11 protein-coding genes and 5 pseudogenes are annotated in these 19,330 nt (G+C 71.8%); 5 read left to right on the top strand and 11 right to left on the bottom strand.

Annotation, left to right across the window (positions count from 1 at the left end):
* Positions 1 to 137: 137 nt before the first annotated feature.
* The 4 genes and pseudogenes from KWI83_RS35435 to KWI83_RS35420 form a co-directional block, all read left to right on the top strand.
* A pseudogene (locus KWI83_RS35435) lies at positions 138 to 533 on the top strand (transposase); the annotation flags it as partial.
* A gap of 16 nt (positions 534 to 549) precedes the next feature.
* Positions 550 to 2,226: pseudogene (locus tag KWI83_RS35430) on the top strand (ISAzo13 family transposase); the annotation flags it as partial.
* Positions 2,139 to 3,101, top strand: coding sequence for an IS701 family transposase (locus tag KWI83_RS35425; protein ID WP_374106445.1), 963 nt, complete (start codon positions 2,139 to 2,141; stop codon positions 3,099 to 3,101). The pseudogene KWI83_RS35430 and the gene KWI83_RS35425, both read left to right, overlap by 88 nt.
* Positions 3,102 to 3,461: 360 nt before the next feature.
* Positions 3,462 to 3,851 (top strand): NUDIX hydrolase, encoded by a 390-nt coding sequence (locus tag KWI83_RS35420; RefSeq protein ID WP_256363261.1) that lies wholly within the window; start codon positions 3,462 to 3,464, stop codon positions 3,849 to 3,851.
* On the opposite strand, the pseudogene KWI83_RS35415 reads toward KWI83_RS35420, so the two are convergent.
* Positions 3,826 to 4,517, bottom strand: a pseudogene (locus KWI83_RS35415) (IS5 family transposase); the annotation flags it as partial. The gene KWI83_RS35420 and the pseudogene KWI83_RS35415 overlap by 26 nt on opposite strands.
* Before the next feature lie 33 nt (positions 4,518 to 4,550).
* Positions 4,551 to 5,791 (bottom strand): annotated as a pseudogene (locus tag KWI83_RS35410) (IS256 family transposase).
* An 831-nt stretch (positions 5,792 to 6,622) separates the two neighbouring features.
* Here KWI83_RS35410 and KWI83_RS35405 point away from each other — a divergent pair.
* A complete protein-coding gene (locus tag KWI83_RS35405) occupies positions 6,623 to 7,123 on the top strand; it encodes a peptidylprolyl isomerase (RefSeq protein ID WP_218518477.1) in 501 nt (166 codons plus the stop codon).
* 54 nt (positions 7,124 to 7,177) lie between these two features.
* On the opposite strand, the gene KWI83_RS35400 is transcribed toward KWI83_RS35405, so the two are convergent.
* The 9 genes and pseudogenes from KWI83_RS35400 to KWI83_RS39845 all read right to left on the bottom strand — a co-directional run bounded on the left by KWI83_RS35400 (position 7,178) and on the right by KWI83_RS39845 (position 19,326).
* Positions 7,178 to 7,630, bottom strand: coding sequence for a DNA-binding protein (locus KWI83_RS35400; protein WP_218518476.1), 453 nt, complete (start codon positions 7,628 to 7,630; stop codon positions 7,178 to 7,180).
* Positions 7,631 to 7,770: 140 nt separating this feature from the next.
* Positions 7,771 to 8,496, bottom strand: a pseudogene (locus KWI83_RS39525) (alcohol dehydrogenase catalytic domain-containing protein).
* Between the two features lie 4 nt (positions 8,497 to 8,500).
* Positions 8,501 to 9,280 (bottom strand): thioesterase II family protein, encoded by a 780-nt coding sequence (locus KWI83_RS35390; protein WP_305733715.1) that lies wholly within the window; start codon positions 9,278 to 9,280, stop codon positions 8,501 to 8,503.
* Positions 9,281 to 9,389: 109 nt separating this feature from the next.
* A complete protein-coding gene (gene asnB, locus KWI83_RS35385) occupies positions 9,390 to 11,240 on the bottom strand; it encodes an asparagine synthase (glutamine-hydrolyzing) (RefSeq protein ID WP_218518475.1) in 1,851 nt (616 codons plus the stop codon).
* 20 nt (positions 11,241 to 11,260) lie between these two features.
* Entirely contained in the window at positions 11,261 to 11,515 is a 255-nt protein-coding gene (locus KWI83_RS35380; protein ID WP_218518474.1) for an acyl carrier protein, read from the bottom strand.
* 63 nt (positions 11,516 to 11,578) lie between these two features.
* Positions 11,579 to 12,601, bottom strand: coding sequence for a 3-oxoacyl-ACP synthase III family protein (locus tag KWI83_RS35375; RefSeq protein ID WP_218518473.1), 1,023 nt, complete (start codon positions 12,599 to 12,601; stop codon positions 11,579 to 11,581).
* A gap of 62 nt (positions 12,602 to 12,663) precedes the next feature.
* Positions 12,664 to 13,383 carry an SDR family NAD(P)-dependent oxidoreductase gene (locus KWI83_RS35370; protein ID WP_218518472.1) on the bottom strand — a complete coding sequence of 240 codons (720 nt, stop codon included), beginning with the start codon at positions 13,381 to 13,383 and terminating at the stop codon, positions 12,664 to 12,666.
* Positions 13,380 to 14,609, bottom strand: coding sequence for an ACP S-malonyltransferase (locus KWI83_RS35365; RefSeq protein ID WP_218518471.1), 1,230 nt, complete (start codon positions 14,607 to 14,609; stop codon positions 13,380 to 13,382). Before KWI83_RS35365 ends, KWI83_RS35370 begins: the two co-directional genes overlap by 4 nt.
* A complete protein-coding gene (locus KWI83_RS39845; protein ID WP_218518470.1) occupies positions 14,602 to 19,326 on the bottom strand; it encodes a type I polyketide synthase in 4,725 nt (1,574 codons plus the stop codon). The genes KWI83_RS35365 and KWI83_RS39845 overlap by 8 nt, the downstream gene beginning before the upstream one ends.
* Between the last annotated feature and the right edge of the window lie 4 nt (positions 19,327 to 19,330).

Below are 19,330 nucleotides of genomic sequence, written 5' to 3'. Positions count from 1 at the left end.
CTAGTACTCCAGTCGCAATTCGCTATCGCTGCTGGTCAGAGCCCTGTCTTGGAGTGTACTCGGCTGATGCCTCGTCAGGTGGCGGGAGTTCGTGACCTCGGGTGCCACGAGCCGTTGTGTTTGCCGTGCAAGACGATGTGCGGCCCGATGTCTGGTCGGCGGAACTGGAAGAGTTGCTGGTGCGGATCGGTCACCGGTTCGGGCGGGTGGATCTGCGGCGGCGGATGCGGGCCTATGTGCACGGCCTGCTCGGGCCGGTGGGCCGCAAGAACAGCTGGCAGCTGGCCGAGCATGCCGGTCACCGCACTCCCGCCGGGCTGCAGCACCTGCTGAGCCGCGCCTGCTGGGATCCCGACTAGATCCGCGATGACCTGCAGGAATACGTTGCCGAGAAGCTGGGGGACCCGGCGGGTGTGCTGATCATTGACGACACCGGGTTCATCAAGAAGGGCACGGTCTCGGCCGGGGTGCAGCGGCAGTACTCCGGCACCGCCGGGGCTTGTATTTCAATTAATGCTTGCTCAGGTGGAGTTGGTGGGAGGGTGGACCATGACAGTGCGTCCGCCCGTTGCCGCATTACGGGCAAAGTTCGATCGGATCCTGCCGCATCTCGACGAGCGTCGCCGTCGGCTCTACCTGGCCAGCGAGGCTGAGGCCATCGGCCACGGTGGGATCACCCTGGTGGCTGCTGCGTCCGGGGCCAGCGCCGCCACCGTCGCTCGAGGTGTCACCGAACTGGCCGGAGACCTGGTGCCGACGAAGAGGGTTCGGGCTCCGGGCGCCGGTCGCAAGCCGTTGACGGTCACCGACCCCGGTCTGCTGCCGGCGCTGGAGTCGTTGATCGAGCCACACACCCGGGGGGATCCCGTCTCCCCGTTGCGCTGGACCACCCTGTCACTGCGCCCTCGCCTCGACCCTCACGTCACAAGGCCACCGGGTCAGCGCCGCAACCGTCGGACGCCTGCTGCACAGCCTGGGCTACAGCCTGCAGGGCACCGTCAAGACCACCGAGGGCACCAGCCATCCGGACCGCGACGCCCAGTTCGCCCACCTGAACACCACGGCCACCGCCTTCCTCGACACCGGCCAGCCGGTGATCAGTGTCGACACCAAGGCCAAGGAATGGCTCGGCAATCGCGACCGGCCAGGCCGCACCTGGCGACCGGGCAAGGACCCGATCAGGGTCGACTGCCACACCTTCACCACCAGCGACCAGCCGGTCGCCATCCCCTACGGGATCTACGACATCGCCACCAATACCGGCTGGGTCAACGTCGGGACCGACCACGACACCGCCGAGTTCGCGGTGGAATCCATACGCCGCTGGTGGCAGCACTGGGGACAGGCCAACCACCCGGACGCCACCCGGTTGCTGATCACCGCCGACGCCGGCGGCTCCAACGATCCCCGCCGCTGGACCTGGAAGAAACACCTGGCCGCCTTCGCCCTGGAGAGCGGACTGGAGATCACGGTCTGCCACTTTCCGCCCGGCACTTCGAAATGGAACAAAATCGAACATCGGATGTTCTGCCACATCACCGCGAACTGGCGGGGCCGGCCGCTGACCAGCTACCAGGTCGTCATCGAAACCATCGCCGCGACGACCACCCGCAGCGGCTTGACCATCGGCGCCGCGCTGGATACCGGCAGCTACTGCCTGGGCAGCACCGTCACCGCCGCCGAGTTCTACGCTCTACCGATCACGCCCAACGCGTTCCACGGCGACTGGAACTACACCGTGACCCCCGTCCCTCCCCGAACCCCAGAGGCGCCGACGACCATCCCGCGGATCGACCCCGCGCTGACCACGATGCTCAGCGATCCGGCCCTGACCGGCATGCCACGGTCCGACTTCGAACACCTCGTCGCAGCCTCGGAGCCGTACTGGGATGCCCTGGCCGAGGCGGCCTTCCAGCGACGTTTCCACCGCCCGCGCAGCTACCTCCACCCGCAAACCAGCAGTCTCGACCACTACCACCGTCTCCTGGCGGCACTGTTACGCCGCCGCAGGGCAATCACCAGCACGTTCCTGGCCCAACTGCTGGGAGTCGGCCGCACCAACCTCTCCAACCAGTTCCAAGACGGACACCGGCTCCTGGACCTGCACCGCGTCGTCGTCACACCGCTGCCCGGATCGCCTGCCCGCACCCTGGAACAGATCCGAGTCCGCTTGTCCGACGAGGACCACGAGGCAGATCAACTCTGACAGTTATTCAGAGACAAGCCCCCGGCCGCACGGAGAACTGCCAGATCGGCGTATTCGCCGCCTACTCCAGCGTCAGAGGCCGGGCGCTGGTGGACCGGGAACTGTACCTGCCGAAGTCCTGGACCTCCGATCCGGGCCGCTGCGCCAGGCGAAGATTCCCGACGAGCGCGCGTTCGCCACCAAGGGCGACCTTGCGAAGGCCATCATCATGCGGGCACTGGCCTCGCCGCTGCCGATCGCCTGGGTGACCGCCGACTCGGCCTACGGCCAGGAGTGGCGGCTGCGCCGCATGCTGGAGGAAGCCAGCGTCGGCTATGTCCTGGCCGTGCCGAAGTCCCAGCATGTCCACGCCGTCGGCCGCATCGACTTCGCCATCGCCCAGGCCCCCGAGGACGCTTGGGAACGCCACTCCTGCGGGGCCGGCGCGAAGGGGCCGCGCGCCTACGACTGGGCCGCAGCCCGGCTGCCCGCCATCGACGACTTCGACGGTGACAAGCCCACCCATGACCGGTGGGTGCTGGCCCGCCACAGCCTGGCCCGTCCGGACGAGATCGCCTACTACCTCGCCTACGCGCCGGCCGGCACTCCCGTCGCCGAGCTGGTACGGATCGCCGGGGCGCGCTGGGCGGTCGAGGAGGCATTCCAGGCCGCGAAGAACGAGTGCGGCCTGGATCAGTACGAGGTCCGCCGGTATCCCGGCTGGTACCGGCACATCACCCTGGCCATGCTCGCCCACGCCTTCCTCGCCGCGATGGCCGCCGCCGCGGGGACCGAAAGGGGGGCGGCAGAAACGGTTCCGACGCCCTCGCACCGCTCACCGTGGCGGAAATCCGGCGACTCCTGGCAACTGGCCACCCCACGCCGACGCACCTGCGGCACACCGGCCACGCACTGAACTGGTCCCGCTGGCGCCGCCGTCACCAGGCCACCGCCCGCCGCTGCCACTACCACCGTCGCACCCGAGGTCACGAACTCCCGCCACCTGACGAGGCATCAGCCGAGTACACTCCAAAACAGGGCTCTGAGCAGCAACGATAGCGAACTGCGACTGGAGTACTCAACGCCGTTTCTGATGGTGGTGTAAGAATTGCTACTGCTACCCGCTCCTACCTGTCTACGACGTTGGGTGTGCTCAGTTTGGGCAGGCTTCCGCATGCTCAATCCTTCATCCAAGCCCCTCGCTGTCGATCACCGCGGCAACCGGCTGGTTTCATTCACGCTCGGCACCGAAGACGTCCTCCCTGGTGGGGCTCCCATGCCCATGGCTCTGACTGCCTTGTGGCACCGCGACGAGGTCGTTATGGTCTACGACCGGTTCCGGGGTCACTGGGAACTACCTGGTGGCCTGCTTGAGCCGGGGGAGAGTCCTCGCCAGGCGGCCGTTCGTGAACTTGCCGAGGAGAGCGGGCAGGTGCCCGGCGATCCCTTGCAATTCGTCGGCTATGCCGGATTCCTGCTGGGCCCCGCGCAGCGCGCCGAATACGGTGCCCTGTTCACCGGCCGCGCCCTGCGGCGCCGCGATTTCGAGGCCGGTCGCGAGATCGAGGCGATGCGCTGGTGGGATCTGAGCGCACCCCTGCCTGGTCGTGTATCCGGTATCGACGTCTACCTCGCTCGGCTCACTCTGCCCGCCGGATTGCACTGAGCCTGCTGCGCTGTCCGGCGAGTCGGCGGTAGCTGATGAGGACTGCGGCGATGCGGACGAAGGCGAGGAAGTGCTCGGCCTTGCACTCGTAGCGGCAGGGCAGGCGTCGACATCCGGCCAGCCAGGACACCGTCCTCTCCACAACCCAGCGGTGGCGGCCCAGCCGCTGCGAGGACTCGATGCCTTTGCGGGCGATGCGGTGCCGGATGCCCCGCTTGTGCAGCCATCGACGCAGGTGGTCGTAGTCGTATCCCTTGTCGGCGTGGAGCTTGGCCGGTCGCCGGCGGCGTGGACCGCGCCAAGAGCGGATCGGCGGGATTCCCCGCACCAGTGGCTTCAGGCCGAGGCTGTCGTGCATGTTGGCGCCGGAGATGCCCAGCGACAGGGGAAGACCGTTCCGGTCGGTGATCAGGTGGATTTTCGATCCGTTCTTGCCGCGATCGGTCGGATTCGGACCGGTCAGTGGCCCCCTTTTGCGGCCCGGAGGCTGACGGAGTCGATGGCGCACCGCGACCAGTCCAGCTCACCGCGGGCGCCGAGCTCGTCGAGGAGGATGCGGTGGAGCCGGGCCCAGACCCGCTCCCGGCTCCACCGGCAGAAACGCCGGTAGACCGTCGGCCAGGCCGGGCCGAACACCGGGGGCAACTGCCGCCAGGTACACCCTGAGGCGGGTCGTGTCCCTTCTCGTGGTGTAGCCGATCATCCGGCGGTCGTGTTGGTGGTGTTGGGTAGCGCGGGGGCGCTTTCCGGGCGCTCGGCGGGGTAGAGCTGGTCCATGCTTCCCTCGGGCAGGTAGCGGCGGGGGAAGGCGATCCACTCGTCGTGCAACTCGAAGAGCGGCGGTGACCAGCCGCAGGAGCGCGTCATCGTTGGGAAGACCTGGACGACATCGGTGCGGCGCTTGACCTCGCGGTTGATCCGCTCCAGCGGGTTGGTGGACTGGATCTTCTTCCAATGTCGCTCCGGGAAGGCGGCGAAGGCGGTCAGATCGTCCTTCGCCTCCAGCAGCATCTCCTTGACCTTGGGGAACTGCTTGCCGAGCATGTCGGCGACGGTGTCGAGCTGGGTGCGGACGGCGTCGGCGGTGGGCTGGGCGAAGATCGTGCGGATCGTGGCGGCGGCCATCTCGGCCGCCGCCTTGTTGATCACGCTGAACACGTTGCGCAGGGAAGTGAACCCTGCAGCGCTGGTAGGCGGCCCCGAGCATGACCTTGCGGATGGCCTTGACCAGTCCCAAGTGGTGGTCGCCGATGACGAGCCGGACCCCGGTCAGACCGCGTTCGCGCAAGGAACACAGGAACTCGGTCCAGAACACCTCGGTCTCGCTGTCGCCGACCATCACGCCCAGCACCTCCCGGCCGCCCTCCTCGGTGATCCCGGTGGCGATCACCACGGCCCGGGACACGATCTGGTGCTCGACCCGCGCCTTGCAGCAGGTCGCGTCCAGAGAGACGTACGGGAAGCGGACGTGGCCCAGGGGCCGGGCACGGAACGCAGTCAGCCGGCCGTCCATGTCCTGACAGATCCGCGAGACCTCGCTCTTGGACATCCCGGTGTCCGCGCCGAGGGCCTTTTACCAGGTCGTCGACCGACCGCGTGGACACGCCGTGGACGTAGGCCTCCATGATGACCGCATACAGGGCCTGGTCTATGCGGCGGCGTCGCTCCAGCAGCGCGGGGAAGAAGCTCCCCGACCGCAGCTTGGGGATCGCGAGGTCCAGGTCGCCGGCCTGGGTGCTGAGCGTCTTGTCGCGGTGGCCGTTGCGAAGCGCGGTGCGCGTCTCGGTGTGCTCGTTCCACTCCGCGCCGATCCGGGCCGTGGCCTCGGCCTCGATCAGCTCCTGCAGCATCCTCTCGGCCACCCCGCGGACGAGTTCGAGCCCCTCCGCCGAACGTAGTGACTCCAACAACCGACGTAGGTCATGCTGAGACAGGGCCACCCTGCACCTCCCGCGTTGAACTGGCCGTTCATTACGGAGAGTTGCACGGTGGCCCGCCCTACGGGCAGGGAGCGGAAGCCACGTCAGCACGCGCCCCGGCGCACTCCCTAACCGTGATCGGCTACACCACGACAAGGGACGCCATCCTGAGGCGGCCACGAAGGTGATCGCCGCCAGGCATTCGCGGTCCCCGGCCCTCCGTCGGCCGCCGCCCTGCGGACGTATGACCTCCGTCCGCGGAACCACCCGCCGGAACAGCGTCCATAACTCATCCGGTACCAACCGCTCCATCAGATCCGTCATGCACGGCTCAACGACGATCACACCATCAGAAACGGCGTCTCAGACGCCAGAGGCCACCACCAACACCACGCCACCGTTATCAACCAACCACGAATAACCCCACGTCAGAAGCCTCGTCATCACCCCACCCAGTACCCAGAAACACGCCCTGCCCCTTCTGGGGAAAACCCCCAACACCCCAGCTCAAGCCGCCCTTGCCACACCGACTGGGAACCCCGGAATCACACCAGCGCCTGCGGGACCCGCGACGCGCGAGTGACAGCCGATCCCAGTACGTGAACCGCTCCAGCGGATCACCGGCATGCTCTGACGATCCGTTGACGTGGCGTCAGGTACAGGGTCGCCCCAGGCCGGCGCGCGGGACAGGACCTGTCGGGACGGTCCTCGGTCGCGCCGGGAGGCAACCCGCGACATGCCGAGTGCGGGATACTCTGAGAAACTGATAGTTGTGATCCTCAAGGACTCCGGAGAGCAGCCGCCACGGCCGGACCGTAGCTGTGGCTGAGCCGCGCCGGGAAAGGGAAATTCGTGCCCATAGTCGAGCTGACCACCAACTTTGGCCGCATTGTCCTGCAGCTCACCGACACCAGAACACCCAAGACCGTTGAGAACTTCCTGACGTACGTACGCAACGGACACTACGACGGTACGATTTTTCACCGGGTAATTGATGGTTTCATGATCCAGGGAGGCGGCTTCAGCCCGGACATGGTCCAGAAGCCCACCCTGGCGCCGATCGAGAACGAGGCCCCTGGCGGGCTGAAGAACACTACCTACACTGTGGCGATGGCGCGGACGAGCGATCCCCACTCCGCAACAGCCCAATTCTTCATCAACGTCGCGGACAACGACTTCCTCGACTTCACGGCAAGGACCCCGGCAGGCTGGGGATACGCCGTGTTCGGCCAGGTCACCGAGGGACAAGATGTCGTCGACTTCATCAAGCAAGTCAGGACGGGCACTCGCTATGGCCATCAGGACGTACCCACGGAGCCTGTGGTGATCAAAACCGCCAGGATTCTCGACTGACGGATACAGCACATGGCGGCGGCGGTCGGCCGCCGCCATTGCGACGCCGGGATCCTACTCGTCAACCTTCGCCGCGTCGGCCTCCGTACGACTCGCCAGGCGCTCATAGCGCTGCCTTGCCGCCTGCGAGGTTTCAAGGCCAAGACCGAACGCGATCTCCGACCAGGTCATCCCGCGACCACGCGCCATCTTGAGGAGTCCGGCCTCCACTTCGTCCATCTCGGCACGAGCGAGCGGGAGAAGACTCAACGCGGCCGTGATGTCCGCGCGGTCCACCTCCGGTTCGCCTCCCTCAAGTTGCGCCGCCCCACTGAGCAGGAACGACACAAGCCTGACCGCCTCATACGGGCTGACCATGTGGGACTGCGTCTGCCGACGGCGCTGACCGTCGGTGACCGCATGCCGTTCGGCGATGCGGAAAAGAGAGGTGTACACACGTTGCACTCGCGCTTCGTGGGCGCTCGGGGCCGTGAAGGCATCAGCAGGTTGTGACGGAGTCGATGACATGCAGCAACCCTGACATGCAAACAGAATGTTGTCAACGATCTGTTTTCTCGAACTCTTGCGACGACCAGCCCGCCTTCCTCTTCGAAGGGGCACTGTTGCAGAACTGGCCATCTCGTTCGGCGACTTGGCGCGCCGGGCCCTCAGGCCGCCTCTGTCTGTGGCACCACGGGCGGCCGAAAGCAGCTGATGGCTCCGCCATGCTTGGCACGCGTCTCCGTCCCGCACACCCAGCCCTTGCGTGGATGCCAAGCACAGGACACCTACCTTGCCGCGGTGCAGGCTGAGCCGGTTGGCCTCCCATTCAGCGACGTCCACAGATACCGGTTGTCGTATCGGTGTTCGTTCCCCGGGATCGGCGGCGAGGAGGCCGCACAGACCGGGAAGGCACCGCCGGCCAGTGCCAACTGGGTGGCGTACACCCGAGTCCGCCGCTCGCTCCCCAGATCAGGATGTCGGCCTCCCGGGCGCGGCGGCCTCCTCCCAGGTCGGGTGGCGGGGCTTGGGCATCAGCCGGTTGGACTTCCTGCAGACAGTGCGCCACGACCTCGTCACCGGGCTTCCAGGTGTGCACCCCCGGCCGGTCCGCAGCACGACGCCGGCCAGGTCGGAGCCGATGACGTGGTGCGGCAGGTGGTGCCGCCTGGTCAGCTCGCTCAGCTTGCCGTACCGCTCTCCGAGTTCGGGCACCGGGACCTCGTCGGGGTGCAGTGGCTTGCGCGGGTCCTTCTCGCGGGTGGGCATCCCGGCGAACATGGCCGTCTCGTCCTTGTGACGGCGATCGCGCGGTACGACTCGGGCAGCGGCAGGGCCGCGAAGCCGGCGGAGGTGGCCTGCGCCGACCGGGCGGCGTGGAGGATCTCGTTCACCGGATCAGACCGCCGCTCGGGTGCCCGGAACCAGCCGCCGCAGCGTGGTCCGGATCCGGTCCAGTACGGCCTGCTGCTGCGCCACCAGGTAGAAGTGGGCTCCTGGGTACACGTGGAGTTCGAACGGGCCGTCGGTCTCCTGCGACCACGTCTGGGCCTCGTCGGGGGCGACCCGGGGGTCGGCGTCACCCGTCAGCACGACGAAGGGGCAGCTCAGCCGCGGTCCGGGGGTGCGCTGATAGGTCTCGACCACGCGGTAGTCGGCCCGCAGCGCGGGCAGGATCATCCGCAGCATCTCCTCGTCCTGGAGCAGGGCCGCGTCGGTGCCGTCGAGCCTGGTGACCTCCTCGATCAGCCGTGCGTCGTCGCCCTGGTGGACGTTCTCGGCCCGCTCGACGGAGGGGCCCCGGCGGCCGGAGACGAAGAACACCGCCGGGGGCCGCCCGGCGGCCTCCAGCAGCCGGGCCAGCTCGAAGCCGATCATGGCGCCCATGCTGTGCCCGAACAGGGCGAGGGGCGTGCCGTCCCGCTCGTCCAGCGCGCGGAACACCCCCTGCGCGAGTTCCTGCACGGACTCCGCCGGCGGTTCCAGACGGCGGTCCTGGCGGCCGGGGTACTGCACCGTGAGCACGTCCACCGCGGGCGACAGCGCCTTGGAGACGGGGAAGTAGAAGCTCGCGGAGCCACCGGCGTGCGGCAGGCACAGCAGCCGCGGCGCACCCGGTGCCGGCTGGTGGAAACGGCGCAGCCACAGCTGGTGCTCTGCGCTGGACCGATCGGCCATGTGTCCCCCTTGGTGGAACGTGTGGTTCTCGCAGTGTGCGAAAGAGGCTGGTGCGGAAGGTGGTTGACGCGGGGGCGCCGCCCGGCCGTGCGGGCGGCGCCCTCGCGGGTCAGACGGTCACGGTCACGTCGTAGGAGGCGAGCCAGCGGTTGAGCCAGAGCGCCATCTCGATGCCGCCCCGGTCGTGCGGCAGGCTGAAGTCGTCCAGCTCGCGGCCGAGGATCCGATCGACCCTGACGGTGTTGAGCAGCGGCAGCACCGGAGAGTCCGGGTCGGCCAGCACCTCGCGCAGCTCGGCGCGCAGCGCCTGCTCGTACCGGGTGTCCTGGGTGGAGGGGAACGGCGTCTTGGTGCGTTCCAGGACCGACGCCGGCAGCACATCGCGGACGGCGGCGCGCAGCAGGCTCTTCTCCCGGCCGTCGAACGACTTCATCGCCCACGGCACGTTGAAGACGTAGTCCATCAGGCGGTGGTCGCAGAACGGCACCCGGACCTCCAGACCGACGGCCATGCTCATGCGGTCCTTGCGGTCCAGCACGGCCTGCATGAAGCGGGTGATGTTCAGGTACGTCACCTCGCGCATGCGCCGGTCGACCCCGGACTCCCCCGGCAGCACGGGCACTTCGGCGAGGGCCTCGGCGTAGCGGTCCCGGCGGTAGCCCTCCAGGTCCAGCTTCTCCAGCAGGCCCTGGTCGATGAGCGAGCTGCCGCCGAAGATGCGCGCCGACCCGGGGGTGAGCCAGGGGAAGGTCGGGGCGTCGACCGCCTCCGGGCGCTGGTACCAGCGGTAGCCGCCGAACAGTTCGTCGGCGGACTCGCCGGACAGCACCACGGTCGCCCGTTTGCGGATCTCCCGGCACAGCAGGTAGAGCGACGGCCATAGGTCGCCCCAGTAGGCGGGCGGCAGGTCGGTGGCGCCGAGGATCGCCGCGCGGATCGCCGCGTCGGCCAGCTCGGTGCTGTCGAGCAGCACCTCGCGGTGGTCGGAGCCCACATGGGCGGCGCAGTCCCGCACATAGGGCGCGTCGGCCGTGCCGCGGACCGCGTCGGGTTCGAAGCCGTCGGCCGCGCCCTGGAAGTCCACCGAGTACGAGCGCACCGGGCCGCGGCCCTCGGCGGTCAGCGCGCGCTGGGCGAGCGCGGTGATGGCCGAGGAGTCGAGGCCGCCGGAGAGCAGGGTGGCCACCGGGACGTCGGCGATGAGCTGGCGGGCGACAATGTCCTCCAGCAGCTCGCGCACGGTGACGATGGTGGTGTCCAGGTCGTCGGTGTGCTCGCGGGCGGTGAGCTGCCAGTAGCGGGTCCGGGTCAGCCCGCCCTCGGTCACCCGCACCACCTGTCCGGGCCGTACCTCCGACAGGTCGGCGAACGGGGTGATCTCCGGGGTGCGGACCATGTCCAGGATCTCCGCGAGTCCCTGGGCGTCGACGCGGCGCGGCACGCCGGGGTGGGCCAGGACCGCCTTCGGTTCCGAGCCGAACATCACGCCGTGGGAGGTGCGGGCGTAGTAGAGCGGCTTGACCCCGACCGGGTCGCGGACCAGCAGCAGTTCGCGGGTGGTGGCGTCCCACAGGCCGATGGCGAACATGCCGTTCAGCCGGCCGGCGAAGTCGGTGCCCCACTGAAGATAGGCGTTGAGGACGACCTCGGTGTCGCTGTCGGTGCGGAACGAGTGCCCGAGGGCGGTCAGTTCGGCGCGCAGCTCCCGGAAGTTGTAGATCTCGCCGCAGAAGGTCAGGGCCGCCAGGGTCCGGCCGTCGCGTGCCGCGACCATGGGCTGGGCGCCGCCCGCCAGGTCGATGATGGACAGCCGGCGGTGGCCGAGCGCGACGGGTCCCTCGATCCAGAGGCCCTCGGCGTCCGGGCCGCGGCAGCTCATGGTGTCGGTCATCGCCTGGACGACGGACCGGTGCCGGGCGAGGTCCTCGCCGTGGGCCACCCATCCGGTGATTCCGCACATGTCGTGTGGCTCCTGGGGCTTCAGGCCGCGGAGAGCGCGGCGTTGACGCGGTCGAGCAGCTGGCGCGGCGTACGGGCCTCGCTGATCACGTTCTCGCCGAGTTCGACGCCGTGCCTGCGCTCGATGCGGCGTACGGCGTTCAGCGTGGTGAGCGAGTCGAAGCCGAGCGCGGCGAACGTGACGTCCGACGGGTCGCCCTCGGGCTCGACCGGGTCCTGGTCGCCGTTGCTGCGGTTGAAGATGTCGATCAGGTCCTGGATGGTCAGATCGGCCATGGTCGTTCCTCTCTCCGTGTCTCTTGTTCTTCTCGTGTTCTTGTCGTTGGTCGGGGTGCTGGTTCAGACGGCGAGCAGCGTGCAGTACCAGTGCATGCCGATGGACAGGCCCGCGAGCGCGACCACGTCGCCCTCGGCCAGCTCGCCGCGTTCGAGCAGGGTGTCCAGGCAGATCAACTGGTCGGCGCCGCCGCAGTGGCCGAGGTCGCTGGCCAGTTCGGCGTTGGTGCGGTCCAGCGGCACACCGACGGCCTTGGCGACGTCGGCGAGGGAGTCCTGGTTGTCGTTGAGGTACAGGAACCGCTTCACCTGGCCGGGGTCTGTTCCGGCCGCGTCGCACGCGTCCTCGAACACCGTACGCACACGGCTGTTGAGGGTGCGGACGAACCGGGCCAGGTGCTCGGGCTCCCGGCGGAAGTGCCGGTACACCAGGGACAGCGGGTCGATGTCCAGGTTGCCGGTGCCCTCGGGGGCGTGCGGGGCGGCCGCGCCACCGTACTCGACCCGGTAGAAGTCGACATGGGTGGGGTCGGTGAGCTGCTCGGTGGCCAGCCAGCGCAGCCGGTCGTGGCCGCGGCGCAGCACCGCCGCCGCGGCGCCGTCGCTGCCGAGCAGGGTGTTGAAGCGCATGCGGTTGGTGTGCGCCTCGCTGACCTGGTTGACGGCGACGAGCAGGATCGTGTCGGCGTCGGGGCGGGTCGCGAAGGTGCCGGCGATCTGCTGGAAAGCGGTGACGCCGGACGCGCAGCCCTGGGCGAGCAGCAGCGTCGGTGTGGTGTCGGCGCCGATCGCGCGGGCGACGGCGGCGGAGGTGTCCCACAGCAGGTACTCGGGGACGCTGCTGTCGGCGACCACGACGAGGTCGAGGTCGCGGGGGCCGACGCCCGCCTTGGCGAGGGCCTTCTCGGCGGCGCGGGCGGCGAGCGCGGTGGGGGTGGTGCCCTCCGGGGCGCGGTGGTAGCCGCGGTAGCCCCAGAGCAGGACGCGGTCGGGGTCGTCGACGTGGTCGGCTGCGGTGGCGGCGACGTCGCGGGGGTCGCCGAGAGTGTGGGCGAGTGCGAGGACGCCGAAGTCCGTGACGGGCATCGGGGCTGGTTCTCCTTGTCCGTGGCCTGGTCAGCTGGTCCGGGGCGGCCCCGGGGACGCGTTCAGCGGGGGAACACGCCGTCGGCGGTCCAGCCGCCGTCGAAGCGCAGGGTGGTGGCGGTGAGGTAGGCGAACTGGTCGCCGGTGAGGGTGAGGACGAGGTCGGCGATCTCCTCGGGCTCGGCCAGCCGGCCCAGGGGGGTGCGGGCGTTGATGGCGGCCTCGTCCAGGTTGCCGTTGGCGAAGCCCTCGGCCACCAGGGGGGTGCGGACGTAGGCGGGGCTGACGGCGACGACCCGTACGCCGTGCTCGGCCCATTCGACGCCGAGCGCCTCGGTGAGCATGACCACGCCGGCCTTGGAGGCGCAGTAGGCGGCGCGGCCGGGGACGGCGCGGTGGGCCATGACGGAGGCGAGGTTCACCACCAGTCCGCGGCGCGCGGTGAGGGCGGGGAGGAGGGCCTGGGCGCAGTAGAAGGTGCCGCTGAGGTTGACGCCGACGACCCGTTCCCAGGTGCGGGGCTTCAGCTCGGCCGACGGGGCGATCGCGCCGACGCCCGCGCTGTTGACGAGCAGGTCGGTCTCGGTCACCTCGCGGGCGGCGGCCTGGACGGACTCGGCGTCGGAGACGTCCACCTCGCGCCAGTCGGCGGGGCCGGTGCCCTCACCGGGTCTGCGGTCCCAGCCGGTGACCGCCCAACCGGCCCCGGCCAGCCGGGCGGCGACGGCCGCGCCGATGCCGCTGGACGATCCGGTCACGACCGCGTGTCGCTGTCGGCTCACGTCCGCTCCCTCCAGGTCCGGTAGACGGTCTCCACGGAGGCGCTCACCGCGGCGACGGCGGCCTCGTAGGCACCGGCCACCGGGTGGGTGCTCGGCGCCGGGTCGGTGGCGGGCGTGGTCAGGCCGAGTGCGGCCAGGTCCGGGGCGTGGCCCTCCGCCCACAGCGCGGCGGCGGCCCAGCGCAGTTGGCCGAGCTGCGGCCGGGTCGCCGAGCCCGCGCTGAGCGTGAGGTGCGGGCGGCCGGCGAGGGTGGCCGCGACGAACCGGGGGAGGCTGCCGCAGCCGACCTGGACGAACACGCGGGCGCCGCCCCGGTACAGCCGCTCGATCACGGCCCGGAACCGGACGGGCTCCACCAGGTGCCGGTTCAGCAGGGCGCGCAGCTCGGTCTCGTCGTCCGGGTAGGGGGCGACGGTGGTCGCGGACCAGACGGGGACGGCGGGCCGGGCGAGCGGCACCCGGTCGAACACGGCGGAGAAGCCCGGCAGATACGGGGCGAGCATCGGCGAGTGGAAGCCGGAGCGGAACGGCAGCACCCTGCGGGGCACCTCGGGGTCGGAGATCCGGGCGAGGCAGCGGGTGACGGCGTCCTCGTCGCCGCACAGCACGCTCTGGTCGGGCGCGTTGTCGTGGGACAGCACGACCCGCGGCTCCCTCTCGGCGAGCCGGGCCACCGCCTCTGCGGGCAGGCCGACGGCGGCGAACACCACGTCCGGGACCGGGGCGGCGCCCATGGTGCGGGCGAAGTCGTCGAACGCCGGCTCGGCGAACAGGCCCGCCGCGAACAGGGCGCTCCACTCCCCCGCGCTGTGCCCCGCCATGGCGTCCGGGCGGATGCCGGTCCGCAGCAGCGCGGCGTGCAGCACCCGGTTGAGCCGCAGCGTGGCGTGGGTGCGTTCGGCGAGGGTGGCGGAGCCCGTCGGCGGTCCGGCGGGGCGGCCGAGCCAGTCCAGGACGTCGTCGGGGGGTGGGCCGGTACGGGCGTCCAGTCCGGGGAAGAGGAAGACGGTGGAGCCGGGTGGTCCGGGCCGGGGCGCGAACCAGAGGTCGTTGCCGCCCCGCCAGGGTTCCCCGCGGTCGATCAGGGCGAGGGCCTGCTCGATCCGCTCGGGTGTCGGGTCGTACACGGCGACGCGGCAGGGGCCGGTGCCGCCGCGGCGGCCCGCGCGCAGGGCGGCGCGCAGCGCGCCGGGGCCGGGTGCGGCGGCGAGGAGGATGTCAGTCAAGGGCGCTCCCGAACCCGGCGGGGTCCCCGGCGGCGAGCAGCACCTGCGGGTCGTTGCCGAAGGCCAGCTCGCGCAGGAAGGCCCGTACGCCGTCGTCCGGGTCGATCAGGCGGATGCCGTTGCGGACGTAGGCCCGTTCCAGTTCGGCGGTGACCATGCCGCCCGCGTCCGCCGCCCAGGGCCCCCAGTCCAGGGCGAGGACCCGGTCGGCGAGCCGGCCGGACCACTGGCGGGCCAGGGTGTCCAGGGCGTCGTTGGCGGCGGCGTAGTCGCTCTGGCCGCGGTTGCCCGTCACGCCGGCGATGCTGCCGAAGAGCACCAGGTGGCGCAGGCCCGGCCGGAGCCGGGCGGCCAGCGCCCGCGCGCCCGCGACTTTCGTGTCGTACACCTCGGCGAACTCCTCCGGGGTCTTGTCGCACAGCAGCCGGTCGCGGACCAGGCCGGCCGCGTGGACGACGGTGTCCAGGCGGCCGTGCCGGTTGTAGACGTCGTCCAGGACGGCGCCCAGGTGTTCGGCGTCGCGTACGTCGGCGCGGTGGTAGCGCACGGACGCGGCCCGGCCGGTGAGGTCGTCCAGGCACTGCCGTACCTGTCGGCCGGCGGCGTGGGCGCGGACCGCGCGTTCGATGCCGGCCGGGTCGCGCTCGCCCTCGGCGATCAGGCGGGCCCGCAGCTCCGCGTCGGTCAGGCGGGGCCCGTCGACGGGTGCGCTGCGGCCGACGAGTTCGATGTGGCAGCCGGTGAGGGTGGCCAGGGCGCGGGCGAGGCGCGCGGTGATGCCGCGGGCGCCGCCGGTGAGGAGCACCACGCCGTCGCGGTCCAGGTGGAGGTCGCCGGCGCTGACCTCGCGGTCGGGCAGCGGGGCCGGCCGGGTGTGCCAGACGGCCCGGCGGCCGGCGGTGTGGGTCACGGAGGGCCGGGCGCCGCCGAGTTCGGCGAGCAGGGTGCGCGCCGCCTCCTCGGGCGGCTGTCCCGCGGGCAGGTCGACGGCGACCATGGCGAGGCCGGGGTGTTCGCGGGAGACGGCGCGGGCGAGGCCGTGCAGCCCGCCGCCGGCGGGTCCCGCGTCGTGGCAGGTGGCCAGCAGCAGGGTGCGTATGCCGCCGAGGACGGCCGCCCGTATCGCGGCGAACCGGCCGGGCAGGACGCCGTCACCGCCGTCGAGGGCGTCGAGCAGCAGCAGGGCATCGCAGCCGGCGGGGTCGCTGACGAGCTCGGTGCCGCCCTCCTTGAGCAGCGCGGCCAGCACGTCACCGACCTCACCGCCGCCGCTGACGGCCGCCCGGGGGACGGTCACCGCCGGGCCGGCGGGCCGCTCCTCGGGCAGGGGCTCGACCACGTGGCGGACGGTGGGCGGGTATCCGGCGGACGTGCCCTCGCAGGAGTGCCCGGCGGCGCGGCTGACGGCGCCGGACGGGTTGTCAGGTTCCGGTTCGATGCCGTCGCGGACGGCGGCGGGCCGTCGGGAGGGCTCCGGTGCGATTCCGCCCCGGACGGCGGCGGGCCGGGCCTGGGGTGCCGGTTGGGGGTCGCTGGCGGCGGTGGCGGCGGGCGGGTTCCGGGGCGCCGGTTCGGTGGCGGCGGCGGTGGGGGCTCCGGGGCCGGTGCGGGTCGTGAGCCAGTCGGTCATCGAGCGGATGGTGCGCAGGTCCGCGAGTTGGCCCACGGCGTCCGCGTGCGGGGTGCCGCGCAGCAGCGCGGTGGCGATCTCGGTGCGTTTGAGCGAGTCGACGCCGAGGGCGGCTTCCAGGTCCAGGTCCGGGTCGAGCATGGCGGGCGGGTAGCCGGTGCGTGCGGCGACCACGTCCAGGACGGCAGGTGCGGCGGTCTCGGCGGGCTGCGGTGGGGCCGTCTCGGCGGGCGGCCGCGCGGCGGGGGCGTCCGTGCCGAGGTAGCGGAGCACGACCTCCTGCTGCGCGGCCACGATCCGCTGGGTGCCGCGCAGGAACTCGATGACGGTCTCGTCGCGGCCGGCGCCGGTCCCGCCGCCGGTGAGGGTGACGGGTGGTCCGGTCGGCTGGAGTCCGCCGGGCACGGGCGTGCCGTCCGCGGTGCGCACCAGGTGGCCGTCGACGGTCCACCCGGCGGGCGCCCGGTCCTGCTCGTACCCGGCGGTGTGGTCGCCGGTCAGCGCCTCCAGCCGTACCGGTGTGCCGCGGACGGCGAGCGCGGCGAGGGTGCCGAGCAGGTGGGCGAGGCCGGGGCGGCCGGGAGCCTCCACGGACAGCGCGGTGTGCGGGCGGCCGGCGAGCACCTCGCCGACCAGGCGGGTCAGGACCGTACCGGGGCCCGCCTCGACGAAGACGCGGACGCCGGCGGCGTACATGTCCTCGATCTGCTCGGCGAACCGCACCGGGCGGGCGAGGGCGCCGGCGAGCAGGGTGCGTATCGCCTCGGGGTCCGCCGGGTACGGCCGGGCGGTGGCGCCGGACCAGACGGGAAGCCGGGGCGCGCTCAGGTCGTGGCCGGCCAGAGCCGCGGCGAAGGCGTCGACGGCCGGAGCCATCCGCGGGCTGTGGAAGGCCGCCGCGACCGGGAGCCGCTTGACGGTGTGCCCGGCCTCCCCCAGGACGGCGACGGCGGCGTCGATGCCGGCGGCGGAGCCGGCGAGCACCAGCTGGCCGGGGGCGTTGTGGTTGGCCGCGGTGACGTCGTCCGCCAGGCCGTGCCGGGCGAGCAGCTCGGCGACCGGGCCCGCGGGCGCGGCGACGGCGGCCATCGCGCCGGGGTCGTCTCCCGCCGCGGTGTGCATGGCCTCGGCCCGGGCGCCGCTGAGCGGCAGTACGGCCTCCTCGGGGAGGGCGCCGGCGGCGGCGAGCGCGGGCAGTTCGCCGTAGCTGTGCCCGGCGGTCATGTCGGCCTCGACGCCGCAGGCCCGCAGCAGGTCCAGGGCGGCCAGGCCGCCGAGGCCGAGGGCGGGCTGGGCGAGCCGGGTGTCGACCAGGCGCGGGACCTCGCCGCCGAAGGCGGCCGGCGGGAAGAGGGCGCCGGTCAGCGCCGGGTCGGCGCGCAGGAACCGGTGCAGGCGCGGAAAGGCGACGAAGAGGTCGGCGAGCATGCCGGGCCGCTGACTGCCCTGGCCCGGGAAGAGCAGCGCGACGGGCTGCCGGCTGCCGTCGCCCACGTGGACGCCGCGCTCGGGGCGGTCCTCCAGGCTTAACGCGAGGTCGAGTTGGCCGCGCAGCGCGGTGATGTCCTCGGTGACGAGGGCGACCCGGGTCGGGCCCGTGCCGGTGACCCCGGTCGGGGCGCAGCGCCGTACGGTCCCCTCGTCCAGTCGGCCGGCCAGGTTGCGCAGGGCGGCGCGGACCTCGTCCTCGGTGCCGCGGAACAGCAGCAGTCCGGCGGGGCGGGGGGCGGCCGCGGGCGCCGGGCCGGGGGCGGGGGCGGCCACGACGGCGTGGTAGTTGACCCCGCCGAAGCCGAACGCGCTGACGCCGGCGACCCGGTGCGGCTCGGTCCAGGGACGGGCCGCGGTGTCGAAGACGAACGGGCTGGTGGCCGGGTCCCAGGCCGCGTTGGGTTCGGTGAGGCGGGTGGGCGGCCGGACACCGGTGTGTACGGCGAGCACCGCCTTGATCAGTCCCGCCATGCCGGCCGCGCACTTGGCGTGGCCGATGAGGGACTTCACCGAGCCGAGCGAGCAGGCGCCGGGCCGGGCGCCCGCGGTGCGGAACACCTCGGTGAGCGTCTCCAGTTCGGTGCGGTCGCCCAGCACCGTGCCGGTGCCGTGCGCCTCGACCAGGCCGACCTCGCGGGGTGAGACGCCCGCGAGGGCGTAGGCGCGTCCCAGGGCGCGCCGCTGGCCTTCGGGGCGGGGCGCGGTCAGGCCGAGGCCGCGCCCGTCGCTGCCCGCGCCGACGGCCTTGATCACGGCGTAGACGCGGTCACCGTCCCGTTCGGCGTCCGCGAGCCGCTTCAGCACGAGGCAGGCCACGCCCTCGGCGAGCACGATGCCATCGGCGGAGGCGTCGAAGGCGCGGCAGCGGCCGGTGGGCGACAGGGCCCGTACGGAGCCGAACAGCAGGTGGTCGTGGAGGCCGTTGTGGGTGTCGACCGCGCCGCACAGCACCATGTCGCTGGTTCCGGCGAGGAGTTCCTTGCAGGCCTGGTCGAGCGCGGCCAGCGAGGAGGCGCAGGCGGCGTCCACGGTGTAGGTGGGGCCGCCGAGGTCGAGCCGGTTGGCGATCCGGCCGGCGATGACGTTGGCCAGGGTGCCGGGGAAGGAGTCCTCGGTCAGCCGGGGCAGCCGGGCGTCCAGTTCCTCGGGGACCGTGTCGAGGTGCTGCCCGAGCACCGAGCGCGCCGCGTACGCGGAGGCGAGGTCGGCCCCGGCCTCCGCGGCGAAGATCACCGAGGTGGTCTCCCGGTCGAACGGCCGCTCGCGGTACCCGGCGTCGGCCAGGGCCCGGTCGGCGGTGTCGAGCGCGAGCAGCTGCGCGGGCTCGATGCCGCCGAGGGAGGCGGGCGGGACGCCGTGGGCGAGCGCGTCGAAGGGCAGGGGCGGCAGGAAACCGCCCCATCGCGACGGCGACTGCTCGCCGGGGGCCGCCTCGGCCCCGGCCCAGTGGCGGTCGGCCGACCAGCGGTCCGGGGGCACCTCGGTGACGGCGTCGGTTCCGGCCACGACGTTGGCCCAGTACCGGCCGAGGTCCGGGGCACCGGGGAACGCACAGGCCATGCCGACGACCGCCACGTCATAGGAACGCGGGCTCATCGGC

Source organism: Streptomyces sp. TRM70350, from assembly GCF_019219825.1.
Taxonomy (GTDB): Bacteria; Actinomycetota; Actinomycetes; order Streptomycetales; family Streptomycetaceae; genus Streptomyces.
Note: the sequence above shows the minus strand (reverse complement) of the source record. Positions and strands in the feature narration are given on the sequence as shown.